Genomic DNA, 12,108 nt, shown 5'->3' with positions numbered 1-12,108 from the left:
CCTTTATGGGTGCGTTCGATGGAAAGGGTGGGTCATTCGGCCGGGAGTGGGGTGCGGGACTCCCACGCCGCCCACAGCTGCGCGTACCGGCCGCCGGCCAGGAGCAGCTCGTCGTGGCCGCCCTCCTCGGCGACCCGGCCGTCCTCCAGGACGACGACCCGGTCCGCGGCCCTGGCCTGGGTGAGCCGGTGCGCCACCACGAGGGTGGTGCGCCCCGCGGTCGCGGCGAGCGCGGAGTCCTCCAGGTCGCGGGCGCCGAAGCTGCCGGCCTCCGCGGTCGCCTCGTCGAGGATCGCGACCGCCGGGTCGGCCAGGACGAGCCGGGCCAGGGCGACCTGCTGCGCCCGCGCGGCGGTCAGCTCGTGCCCGCCCTCCCCGACGACGGTCCGCACCCCGTCGGGCAGCGCGCGGACCCACTCGGCGGCGCCGACGGCCGCCAGGGCCGCCTCCACGTTTTCGACGGTCGCGTCGGGCCGGGCGAGGCGCAGGTCCTCGATGAGCGGCCCGGCGAAGACGTGCGTCTCCTGGCTGATGATGGCGACCTGCGAGCGCAGCAGCACCGGGTCCATCGCCGTGACGGGCATCCCGCCGACGGACGCGGATCCGGCGGCCGGCTGGAGGATCCCGGCGGCGACGGCGGCGAGGGTCGACTTGCCGGCGCCGGTGGAGCCGACCAGCGCGACCCGCTGCCCCGCCGCGATGCGGAGGCTGACGCCGTGCAGTACCTCGGCACCGCCGGGGTAGCCGAACCGCACCCCGCTCAGCTCCAGGGTGGCGTCCACTGGGGACTGCCCGCCGGCGGCCGACGGACGGGGCTCGTCGGGAATGGTGACGACGCCGACGAGCCGGGCCAGGCCGGCGCCGCCCGCCTGCAGCTCGTCGAACGTGTACAGCAGCATCGACACCGGGTTGAACAGCCGGTGGAACAGCACGGCCGCCGCGGCGGTCCCGCCGACGGTGACCGAGCCGTCCTTCACCAGCCAGAAGCCGGTCACCACGATGACGGCGAGCCCGGCGAACTCGGCCCGGTTGATCCGGCCGACGAACCGCGTGAAGTAGCCGAACACCGCGACGGACACGTCCCTGGCGCGGGCCGACGCGACGTCGATCCCTTGCAGGTGCGGCGTTTCGAGGCGGTACGCGTGCACCGTCCGCAGCCCCTGCACGCTCTCCAGCAGCAGCTGGGACCGTTCGCCGACGGCGGCGCGTTCGACGGCGTAGCCGGGGGCGGAGCGCGGCAGATACCAGCGCAGCGCCATGACGTACAGGGGGACGGTGACGAGCCCGGCGAGGCCGAGCCGCCAGTCGATGCCGAGCATCGCGGCGATGCTCAGCGCCGCGAGGAGCACCGACGCCGTCATCGTCGGCAGCACGTCGGTGACGGCCTTGTTGACGGCGGCGACGTCGGGGCCGACCCGCGACATGAGCTCGCCCTTGCCGACGCGTTCCAGGCGCGTCGCGGGCAGCGTGATCGCGCGGGCGACGGTGTCCTCCCGCAGTGTGGCCAGGATCCGGCCGCCGAGCCGGGCGATGAGGTAGGTCGACACGGCGGTGGTGACGCCGGCGACGATGGCCGAGACGGCGATGACGACCGTGATCCCGACGATGTCGGAGGACGGCGCGCCGGCCCGGACCCGGTCGACGAGGACGCCGAGCGCGTAGACGGGCGTGACGCCGGCGGCTGCGGCGAGCACGCCCACGGCGAACGCGCCGGCCGCCTCGCCCCACCGGGCCCGCAGCTCGCCGCGCAGCCAGCGCAGTGTCTCGCGCCGGTCGGCGATCGGGAGTTGGTCGTTGCTCACCGCAATACCACTTTCCGGTAGTCGTCGTGGGTGGCGCCGAGCTCGGCGTGCCCGCCCTCGACCGTGACCCTGCCCTCGTCGACGACCACGACCCGGTCGGTGACGGCGAGGATGGCGGGGCTGCTGGTGACGACGACGGTCGTGCGGCGCCCGCCGGTGCCGCCGTGCCGCAGCGCGCGGACGGCCCGCGCGATCGCCTGCTCGGTGACGGTGTCCACGGCCGTGGTCGGGTCGTGCAGCACGAGGATCGGCGGGTGCGCCAGCAGCGCCCGGGCCAGCGCGAGGCGTTGCCGTTGCCCGCCGGACAGGGTGGCGCCGCGCTCCGCGACCTGCCGGTCGACGCCGTCGGGGTGGCCCGCGACGACCTCGTCCGCCGCGGACGCCGCGAGGGCCGCGCGCAGCGCCGCCTGGTCCTTGACCGCCGCCCCGGCGGGCAGGCCGGCGACATTGGCGGCCACGGTGCCGGTGAACAGGTCGGTGTGGTGCGGTTCGACGAGCAGCACGGCGCGGGCGTGGGCCGGCTCGAGGTCGTGCAGCGAGACCCCGCCGAGCAGGATCGAGCCCTCGTACTCGGCCGGCGGGACGCCACCGGCGAGCAGCCGCACGATGGCCTCACCGTCGGCGGAGCGGGGGGTGACGACGCCGACGAACTCGCCGGGGCGCACCGTCAGGTCCAGGCCGTTCAGCGTGCCGTGGCGCAGCGCCGCCAGTACCAGATCCGGCTCTGGAGCTGTCTTTTGCGCTGTCCCCGGCGGCAGGAGCAGCTCGGCGCCCAGGACGAGGGCGGCCCGGTCTGCGGAGGCGCGGGCCTCGGCGACCCAGCTCGGCACGATCGCGAGGAGCCCGATCGGTTCGAGCAGGAACTGGGCCAGGCCGATGACCATGATGAACTCGCCGACGCTGATGCGGCCGTCGAGGGCGAACCAGCCGGCGAGCACGGCGACGCCGCAGGCGAGCAGCGCGCTGGCGGCGGTGGAGACCGCGAGGTACCGGCTGGTCGTGCCGGCGGCCCGCAACGCGGCGCGCAGCGAGGCCTGGCTGACGTCGCGGTACCGGCGGGCGGCGGCCCGCTCGGCGCCGAGCCCGCGCAGCGGCCGGACCCCGCTGACCAGGTCGGTGGCCAGCGCCGTGGACTTCCCGGCGAGCTCCTGCTGCTCGGTGACCCGCCGGGTGATGAGCGGGCCGGCGAACTGCATGCCGACCAGGACGATCGGGGTGCCGATCAGCACGACGAGGCCGAGCTGCACGTCGACGACGAGCAGCACGGTGGCGCTGACGGCGGTGGCGGTGAGCGCGCCGACGATCCGCGGGAAGTAGTCCAGCAGGTAGGAGACGTTGTCGGCGTCGGTGCTGGACACCGTCAGCAGCTCCCCGGCGCGCAGGGACGTGCGGATCCGCCGCGGGTGCACGATCTTCGCGGCCAGTTCGCCGCGCAGCAGGTACGCCTCGTTGGCGATGGCGAGCATCAGGTGACGGGCGCCGAAGCGGTAGCACAGGTGCAGCCCCGTGAAGAGGGCGCCGAGCGCGACGACCCACAGCAGCAGCGCCGTGCCGTCGCCGGGCGCCACGGCACGGTCGATGCCGACGCCGATCAGCACCGGCACCGTCGCCTCGGCGAGCTGGTGCAGGCTGATCAGTCCGGTGCCGGCGGCGAGCCGGGCCCGGTTGCGGGTGAGGGAACGCAGCAGGATGCGGGAACTTGTGACGGTTGCCATGTCAGGCGACCGCGGCGGCGTCCTGCGCCATGCTGTCGCGGAGGCTCTTGGGCCGCAGGTCGGTCCAGTGGCGGTCGACGTAGTCCACGCACTCCTGGCGGGCCGTCCGGCCGTTCTCACCGAAGACGATCCGCCAGCCCGCCGGCACCGCGGCGAACGTCGGCCACAGCGAGTGCTGTTCCTCGTCGTTGACGAGCACGAAGAACGTGCCGTTCTCGTCGTCGAACGGGTTGCTGGACATGCTGGTCGTTCCCCTCTGTCGAGAAATGTTGCGGATCACAGCGATACGGCGGCGTGCAGCGCACCGGCCCGCGGGATGACCAGTGGCGTGCCGGTCTCCGGGTCGGGGATGATGCGGCACGGCAGCCCGAAGACGTCCTCGACGAGGTCGCCGGTCACGACGTGCCGCGGGTCGCCCTCGGCGACCACGACGCCCGCCTTCATCACCACGATGTGATCGGCGTAGCGGCAGGCGTGGTTGAGGTCGTGCAGGACCGCGACCATCGTGGTGCCCTGCTCCCGGTTGAGCCGCAGGCACAGTTCGAGCAGCTCGACCTGGTGTGCGATGTCCAGGAACGTGGTCGGCTCGTCGAGCAGCACGATCGGGGTCTGCTGGGCGAGGACCATCGCGACCCAGACCCGTTGCCGCTGGCCGCCGGACAGCGTGTCGACCAGCTCCCCGGACAGATCGGCGACGCCGGTCGCGTGCATCGCGGCGGCCACCGCGGCCTCGTCGTCGACCGACCACTGGCGCAGCAGCCGCTGGTGCGGGAAGCGGCCCCGGGCGACGAGCTCGGCGACGGAGATGCCGTCGGGCGCGATCGAGGACTGCGGCAGCAGCCCGAGCCGCCGGGCGACCTCCTTCGCCGGGTACGCGTGGATCGCCTTGCCGTCCAGCAGCACCTGGCCCTTGGAGGGGGTGAGCAGCCGCGACAGCGCCCGCAGCAGCGTCGACTTGCCGCAGGCGTTGGGGCCGACGATGACGGTGAACCGGCCGTCGGGGACCGTGAGGTCCAGGTCGGTGCTGATCGTCTTGCGGTCGTAGCCGACGGTGATACCGTCCGCGCGCAACCTGGTCATGCCGCCACCTCCGCTGCGCTCCGGCGTCGGCCTGACCCAAACCTGCCACACGATTCGCGGCCCGAGCCGCTCCGCTGTCCGCTCATGCCGCCACCTCCGCTGCGCTCCGGCGTCGGCCTGACCCAAACCTGCCACACGATTCGCGGCCCGAGCCGCTTCGCTGTCCGCTCATGCTCATCTCCTCGCCTGGCGGGCCAGTAGCCACACGAAATACAGGCCGCCGATGGACACGGTGACCACGCCGACCGGCAGCTGGGTCGGCGCGAACGCCCGAGCGGCCAGGAAGTCGCTGCCCATGAGCAGCAGCGCGCCCATGGCGGCGGACGGTGCCAGGGCGATCCCGGGGGTGCGGGCCAGCTGGTGCGCGAGCTGCGGGGCGGCGAGGGCCACGAACGAGATCGGCCCGGCGACGGCCGTCGCGGCGGCGATCAGCGCCACGCCGAGGGCGAGGTACGCCAGGCGGGTGCGTTCGACGCCGACACCGACCGCGGCGGCCGCGTCGTCGCCGAGCTCCATCACCTGCAGCCGCCGGCCGAGCGCGAGCACCATGAGGCTCAGCCCGCCGATGGCGACGGCGGCGGGCGTGACCTGGGCCCAGCCGAGGCCGTTGAGCGTGCCCTTGCCCCAGATCGTGGCGGAGACGGCGGTCTGCAGGTCGACCTTGATGATGAACCACTCGTTGACGGAGCTGAGCACGGCGCTGATCGCGATGCCGACGATGATGAGCCGGAAGCCCTGCACGCCGCGGCGCAGCGACAGCAGGTAGACCAGGGCGGCGGTGGCGATGCCGCCGATCAGGGCGGCGGTGGCGGTCTCCGGGTAGCTGCGGCCGATGAACACGACGCAGACCAGGACGCCGGTGTACGCGCCGGTGCTGAAGCCGAGCACGTCGGGGCTGCCGAGCGGGTTGCGGGTCAGTGCCTGGAAGATGGCGCCGGACAGGCCCATCGCGGCGCCGACCAGCAGCGCGAGCAGCACCCGCGGCAGGCGCCACTCGACGACGACGAGCCGGACGGCGCGGGAGCCCTCACCGGCGAGGGCCTGCAGGACCTCGGAGGGGGTCGCGGTGAACTCGCCGGTCCCCAGGGCGAGGACGCCGACGGCGGCGGCGAGCAGCAGCAGCGCGACGCAGGTGACGGCGGTGCGGACGCCGAGGCGCACGGACGCGACCGGACCGAGCCGCAGCACGAGCGCCGGCCGTCCGAAGTCGACGGTTTGCCGGCCGCCCGCGACCTTGCGGACGTCGCCGGGCTTCACAGCGCGCTCGCGGTGCGGCGGCGGACCAGCCAGATGAGCACGGGCGCGCCGACGAACGCCGTCACGACGCCCGCCTGCAGCTCGCCGGGGCGCAGCACGACCCGGCCGACGACGTCGGCGGCGAGCAGCAGCGTCGGCCCGCCGACGAGGGTGTACGCGAAGATCCATCGCTGGTCGGGCCCGGTGATCCAGCGGGCGACGTGCGGGACCATGAGCCCGACGAAGCCGATCGGCCCGACCGCCGCGGTCGCCGCGCCGGCCAGCAGCGTCACCGACAGCACCGCGCCGGCGCGGGTGCGGCCGAGGTTCGCGCCGAGGGACCGGGCGAGGTCGTCGCCGAGCGCGACCGTGTTGAGGGACCGGGCGACCAGCAGGGCGAGGACGAGCCCGGCGACCACGAACGGGGCGATCGCGCCGATGACGTCCCAGCCGCGGCCGGTGAGCGCGCCGACGTCCCAGAACCGCAGGTAGTAGAAGGCCCGCGGGCGGATCAGGCGGATGCCGGCGCCGATCCCCTCGAGCACCGCGCCCAGCGCGACGCCGGCCAGCAGCAGCCGCACCGGTGTCGCGGGGCCGCGGCCGACGGCGGCGAGGGCGTACACCAGCAGCATCGCCACGACCACACCGGCGAACGCGAACCACACGTAGGCGGTGATGCTGGACAGGCCGAGCAGGCCGATCGCGACGACGACGAACAGGCTGGCGCCGGCGTTGATCCCGAGGACCTGCGTGTCGGCGAGCGGGTTGCGGGTCATCGCCTGGATGACGGCGCCGCAGATGCCGAGCGAGGCGCCGACGAGGACCGCCAGGACCGTCCGGGGCACCCGCAGGTCCCGCACGATCGACTGGTCGCTGGTGCCCGTGTAGTGCGCGAACGCGCCCCAGACCGTGGCCGGGGACAGGTTCTTGGTGCCGATGACGATGCTCAGCAGGCAGACCACGGCGAGCACCCCGACGGACACGGCGAGCCACAGCCCGCGGCGGGCGTTCGTGGCGGCCAGGCCCGCCGCCGGTTTCGCGGTGCGGACGGCTGGGACGGCGCCGGGTCCCACGGCACGTCCCGGCGCCGTGGCCGGGCGTGCCGTGGTGAGCCCTTCCGCCAGGCGGGTCGCGCCGGGCGGCTCCGGTGGGGTCGAGCGGCTCACGCGTAGGAGCTGGCTCGGCCCGAGCCGGACAGCGCGGGCACGGCGGGCTCGGTGTGGCGCCGGGCGCAGACCGACTCGAGGATCTCCGCGGACCGGATCGCGGTGTTGGACAGCAGCGAGGAGCTGATGCCGTGCGTGTGCTCGGTGCCGCCCTGCAGGTAGATGCCGGCGTGCACACCGGGATCGGTGCGGACGCGGTAGTCGCGCTCGACGACGGCGCGGCCCTGCTCGTCGTAGTGGCAGCGGGCAGAGAGCTCGCCGAGCAGCGGGAACGGGTCGGCGGGCGCGTAGCCGGTGGCGCAGACGAGCACGTCGGCGTCCAGCACGGTCCGCGCGCCGGTGAGCATCGACTCGACGGTCACGGCGACGCGGCCCGCGGACTCCTGCGCGGCGGTCAGCCGGGAGACGTTGAGCAGGCGGAGCCGCTGCGAGCCGAGCACCTTCTCGCGGTACACGCGGCGGTAGAGCGCCTCGATGAGGTCGGTGTCCACGACGGAGTAGTTGGTGTTGGCGTGGTAGCCGAGCAGCATCGACTTCACCCGGGTGGAGGCGTCGAAGTAGTCGTCCACGGCGAGGGGGTCGAAGATGCGGTTGGCGAAGGGGCTGTCGTCGGCGGGGCTGTAGCCGTAGCGGGACAGCACGCCGCACACCTCGGCGTTCGGGAAGCGCTCGTGCAGGAACGCGGTCACCTCGGCCGCGCTCTGCCCGGCGCCGACGACGACGAACCGGGACGGGTCGGTGCCGGCCAGACCGTCCACATTGGTCAGCAGGTCCCGGCTGTGCCAGACCCGCTGGGACGCCTCGATGCCCGGCGGCAGGGCGGGGCGCAGGCCGCTGGCGAGCACGACGTTGCGGGCGCGGAAGGTGCTGTCGCGGGTCTCCACGTCATACGCGGTGACCATGCCGTCGGCGACGACCGGGCGCACGGCGACGACGTCGGCGCCGTATCGGACCAGGTCGTCGACGCGGACGGCGGCCCATTCCAGGTAGTCGTGGAACTCGATCCGCAGCGGGAAGAGGCTCTTGTGGTTGACGAAGTCGATGAGCCGGCCGCGCTCCTGCAGGTAGCACAGGAAGCTGAAGGAGCTGGTCGGGTTCCGCATCGTGACGAGGTCCTTGAGGAAGGACACCTGCATCGTCGCGTCCTCGATCAGCATGCCCCGGTGCCAGCCGAAGGTGGCCTGCCGCTCCAGGAACACCGCGCTGACGGGCGCCGAACCGGCGGTGGCGTTGCGCTCGTGCACCGCGATCGCCAACGCCAGGTTGGAAGGGCCGAAGCCGACCCCGACCAGGTCGTAGACCGGTCCTTGATCCCCGCGCGGCTGTGGCATCGCAGTCCTATCGCTCGTTCCGGCTCCGCCACCCGCTGGCGTGAGTTAGGCAAGCCTAACCTTAGCTAGCATGGTTGTCACGACCGCCCCACACCTTTCACGTGAATGAAGGGTAGACTAACCTAACCTCCGATCGAAGGCTATGGCATCGAACCTTGTCACTCATCTGGGAGGCCCCATGCGCGTCGTCATGTTCGGATATCAGACCTGGGGGCACCGCACGCTCCAGGCGCTGCTGGCCTCCGAGCACGAGGTCGCACTGGTCGTGACCCACCCGGTGAGTGACCACCCGTATGAGCGGATCTGGAACGACTCCGTCGCCGATCTCGCCACTGCGCGCGGGGTCGAGGTCCTCATCCGCGACCGGCCCGACGACCCCGAACTGCTCGACCGGCTCAAGCAGGCAGACCCGGACGTAATCGTCGCCACCAACTGGCGCACCTGGATCCCGCCGGAGATCTTCGAGCTCCCCCGGCTCGGCACCCTCAACGTGCACGACTCGCTGCTGCCGTCCTACGGCGGCTTCGCGCCGCTGATCTGGGCCCTCATCAACGGTGAGCGGGAGGTCGGGGTCACCGCGCACATGATGGACGCGGGCCTGGACGCCGGCGACATCGTGCTGCAGCGGGCGGTCCCCGTCGGTGACCGCGACACCACCACCGACCTGTTCCACAAGACGCTGGAGCTGTTCGGCCCGATCACCGTGGACGGCCTGGACCTGATCGCGTCCGGCCGCACCGACTGGACCCCGCAGGACCGGTCCAAGGCCAGCTTCTTCCACAAGCGGGCCGAGGAGGACAGCCGCATCGACTGGACCTGGCCGGCGGAGGACCTCGACCGGCTGGTGCGCGCCCAGTCCGACCCGTACCCGAACGCGTTCACCTACCACCGCGGCCGGCGCATCCGCATCGTCGCCGCGTCGGTGTCCAAGGGCTGCTACGGCGGCACCCCCGGCCGGATCTTCATCCGCGAGGGCGACGCCGTGGTCATCGTGGCCGGCGCCGAGGCCCGCCGCGGGCGCAGCCACGGCCTGGCCGTCGAGCGGGTCCGCACCGAGGACGGCACCGAGCTGGCCGCCGCCGACTACTTCACAACGATGGGCGGCTACCTCACCGCCCGGCACTGACCCGCGCGATCAGCCGCATCTCGCCGGCGGCGCGGCGACCGCCGGTGCCGTCGGCCCGTCGGTGGGCCCATCCGTGGGAGGCGTCGGCGACGCCGCGGCCGACTCCGCGGCGGCCGTCGAGGCGGCCGGGCCGGACCTGCTGGCCGCCGGGGTCTTCGGCGCGGTGGTGCCGGCCGCCGCGGCGCCGGGCCGCTGCACGGTGCCGACGGTGAGCGTGACCCCACTCAGCGTCGTGCGCCGGCCGGCGGTGTCGGTCACCCGGATCGTGAACGGGCCCGTGCCGGCGCCGTTCTGGGCGATCCAGTAGTTGTAGTCGGTGTGGCTCAGCGCCTTCCAGCCGCCGCCGGACTGCAGCTCCACGCCGGACAGCGGGTTGCCGGTGTTGTCCAGGCGCAGCGCCAGCCAGTACCGCGACGAGCCCTCCTTCACGCGGACCGTCATCGGGCCGGGCGACGGCGGGCTGGTGACCTTGCTGTAGGTCACCTTGATGACCCCGGCCACCGGATCGCCGATCTTCGCGAACGCCTGCCTGCTGAGATCCAGGTGCCCGGCGGCGCACTCCGGGCACCGGTCGGTCACCTTGACCCGGACCGTGCCCTTGGGGCCCTTGACGTCCAGGTAGCCGCCGCACGCGGCGCCGGCCGCGTACTCCGCGTTGCCGAGCGCCACGACGAGGGGGTTCGACACCTTGTCGAACGAGCAGTTGCCACCGCCGTCGGCCGCGTAGTAGGTGGCCTGGCCGGACGAGGCGGCGGCCGCGGCGCACGCGGCGCCGGACGCCTGGGCGACGAGCGCGACGGTCGCGGTGCCCGCGACGACGGCACCGGCGGCCGCGACCACCCAGGTCCGGCGGCGCATCCACCACGGCGAGGGTTCGGGGTTGTCCAGCACGAACGGCATCGTAGCCGGGCCCGGACCGCGCACGCCGCCGCCAAAGGAACGCTTAAGACACGCCAAAAGCGGGGCCGCGCAGGCCGGCGAACAGGTCGTCCTCCGGCAGCGGCGCTCCCGTGGTGTCACGCACCCGCACGAACGTCTCCACGCCCATCAGCTCGGTGAACCTCTCCTTGCCCATGCGCAGGAAGAAGATGTTCTCGCCCTGGCTGGCGTGGGCGGCGAGCGCGTCGTACTTCTGCGACCCGTACGCCTTGGTGTCGACCCACGTCGAGATCTCCTCGTCGGGCAGCCCCATCGGCGGGCCGGCCGGCGGCGCGTCGGGGTCCGGCTCGGGGAACTCGACGCCGAGCTCGCGCAACGTCCTGCCGAACTCCTCCATCCCGGAGCGCGGCACCGTCGTCCAGTACACCTTCGCCGGGCTGCCGCTCAGCTCGACCGCCGCCATCGTGATCCGGTGGGCCTGGATGTGGTCGGGGTGGCCGTAGAAGCCGTTCTCGTCGTAGGTGACGATGACGTCCGGCTGGTACTTGTCGATGAGCACGGCGAGCCGCTGCGCGGCGTCCGGCACGGGCGTGGTCCAGAACGAGCCGGCCACGTCGTTCGTCGACCAGCCCATCATCCCGGAGTCGGGGTAGCCGAGCACCTCCAGGTGGGTGACCTTCAGCGCGGCGCAGCTGGCCTCCAGCTCCTCGAGGCGCATCGCGGCCACGGCGTCGGGGTCGTGCCCCGGCTCCCCCGGCTTGACCCCGCCGGGCCCGTCCCCGCAGCGGCCGTCGGTGCACGTCACGAGCACCGTCGTGACCCCCTCGGCAGCGTACTTCGCCAGCACACCACCGGTGCCGGTCGCCTCGTCGTCGGGGTGGGCGTGCACTGCCATCAGCGTCAGGGGTCGTTCAGCCATGCCCCCACCCTATCCACCGCCGCGCGCGGCGCCGGGGGCGCGCGATGCGAAGGCGCACCGGCTCAGCTCGGGCCCGGTGGTGCCGATAAGCAGGTGTGCTGGATCGTGGGTCACGATCAGCGGGTCCGGCGCCCGCAGGACGCGTCGGTGATCCGGCGCGCCTGGAGTCGCTGCACGCCACCGGGCTGCTGCAGGCGTCCGGTGTGCCGTCGCTGGACCGCCTGACCCGGCTCGCGCGGCGGGCGGTCGGCGTCCCGGCGTCGATCGTGTCCCTGGTCGACGCCGACCGGCAGGTCATCGTCAGCGCCTCCGGCCACGCCGGCGCGCGGGACTCGCCGCTGTCGCAGTCGTTCTGCCGGATCGTGGTGGACGACGACGGGCCGCTGGTGGTGACCGACAGCCGGCAGGATCCGCGGGTGCCGCCCGGCCCGGCCGGGCGCGTGATCGCCTACGTGGGGCATCCGCTGCGCACCCCGGACGGGCAGGTGCTGGGCGCGTTCTGCGTCGTCGACCACGCGCCGCGGCAGTGGAGCGCCGAGGACCTCGACACGGTCGCGGACCTGGCCGGCGCGGCCGGGGTCGAGCTGGCGCTGCGGCTGGCCAACGCCGAGCTGATGCTGGCCTCGACGCGGACGCAGGCGGTGCTGGACAGCGCCGCGGACGCGTTCGTGTCGCTCGACGCGGACGGCACCGTGCTCGCGTGGAACCTGGCCGCGGAGCGGATGTTCGGGCGGTCGGCGGCGGAGACCCTCGGCCGGCCGGCCGCCACGGTCGTCGACGACGCCTCGCGGGGCCGGTTCGAGGCGTGGCTGGCCGGGGCCGCCGGGAGCGGATCGGCCGCGATCCTCGAGGTG

The 12,108-nt window shown here is 73.6% G+C and carries 10 protein-coding genes and 1 pseudogene; 2 read left to right on the top strand and 9 right to left on the bottom strand.

What is annotated here, in order from left to right:
• Positions 1-32: 32 nt before the first annotated feature.
• From OHA72_RS31320 to OHA72_RS31290, 7 genes are all read right to left on the bottom strand, one after another.
• Positions 33-1,802: an ABC transporter ATP-binding protein gene (locus OHA72_RS31320; RefSeq protein ID WP_327011382.1), complete on the bottom strand. Its 1,770-nt coding sequence runs from the start codon at positions 1,800-1,802 to the stop codon at positions 33-35.
• Positions 1,799-3,517, bottom strand: a complete 1,719-nt coding sequence (locus tag OHA72_RS31315) for an ABC transporter transmembrane domain-containing protein (protein WP_327011381.1) — start codon at positions 3,515-3,517, stop codon at positions 1,799-1,801. Before OHA72_RS31315 ends, OHA72_RS31320 begins: the two co-directional genes overlap by 4 nt.
• A 1-nt stretch (position 3,518) precedes the next feature.
• Positions 3,519-3,758: an MbtH family protein gene (locus OHA72_RS31310; RefSeq protein WP_327011380.1), complete on the bottom strand. Its 240-nt coding sequence runs from the start codon at positions 3,756-3,758 to the stop codon at positions 3,519-3,521.
• Between the two features lie 35 nt (positions 3,759-3,793).
• Positions 3,794-4,597 (bottom strand): ABC transporter ATP-binding protein, encoded by an 804-nt coding sequence (locus OHA72_RS31305; protein WP_327011379.1) that lies wholly within the window; start codon positions 4,595-4,597, stop codon positions 3,794-3,796.
• Between the two features lie 174 nt (positions 4,598-4,771).
• Positions 4,772-5,854, bottom strand: coding sequence for a FecCD family ABC transporter permease (locus OHA72_RS31300; protein WP_327011378.1), 1,083 nt, complete (start codon positions 5,852-5,854; stop codon positions 4,772-4,774).
• Positions 5,851-6,999: a FecCD family ABC transporter permease gene (locus tag OHA72_RS31295; protein WP_327011377.1), complete on the bottom strand. Its 1,149-nt coding sequence runs from the start codon at positions 6,997-6,999 to the stop codon at positions 5,851-5,853. The genes OHA72_RS31300 and OHA72_RS31295 overlap by 4 nt, the downstream gene beginning before the upstream one ends.
• Complete coding sequence (locus tag OHA72_RS31290; RefSeq protein WP_327011376.1) at positions 6,996-8,330, bottom strand: lysine N(6)-hydroxylase/L-ornithine N(5)-oxygenase family protein; 1,335 nt, start codon at positions 8,328-8,330, stop codon at positions 6,996-6,998. Before OHA72_RS31290 ends, OHA72_RS31295 begins: the two co-directional genes overlap by 4 nt.
• 178 nt (positions 8,331-8,508) lie before the next feature.
• On the opposite strand from OHA72_RS31290, the gene OHA72_RS31285 reads away from it, so the two are divergent.
• Positions 8,509-9,456, top strand: a complete 948-nt coding sequence (locus tag OHA72_RS31285) for a methionyl-tRNA formyltransferase (RefSeq protein ID WP_327011375.1) — start codon at positions 8,509-8,511, stop codon at positions 9,454-9,456.
• Between the two features lie 9 nt (positions 9,457-9,465).
• Here OHA72_RS31285 and OHA72_RS31280 read toward each other — a convergent pair whose 3' ends face one another.
• Together OHA72_RS31280 and OHA72_RS31275 are read right to left on the bottom strand one after the other, a co-directional pair.
• Positions 9,466-10,347, bottom strand: a complete 882-nt coding sequence (locus OHA72_RS31280) for an expansin EXLX1 family cellulose-binding protein (protein WP_327011374.1) — start codon at positions 10,345-10,347, stop codon at positions 9,466-9,468.
• A gap of 52 nt (positions 10,348-10,399) precedes the next feature.
• Positions 10,400-11,254, bottom strand: coding sequence for a PIG-L family deacetylase (locus OHA72_RS31275; RefSeq protein WP_327011373.1), 855 nt, complete (start codon positions 11,252-11,254; stop codon positions 10,400-10,402).
• Positions 11,255-11,349: 95 nt separating this feature from the next.
• Here OHA72_RS31275 and OHA72_RS64940 point away from each other — a divergent pair.
• Positions 11,350-12,045, top strand: a pseudogene (locus tag OHA72_RS64940) (GAF domain-containing protein); the annotation flags it as partial.
• Positions 12,046-12,108 lie beyond the last annotated feature (63 nt).

Source organism: Dactylosporangium sp. NBC_01737, from assembly GCF_035963215.1.
Lineage (GTDB): Bacteria > Actinomycetota > Actinomycetes > Mycobacteriales > Micromonosporaceae > Dactylosporangium.
This window is presented reverse-complemented; position numbering and strand designations above follow the sequence as displayed.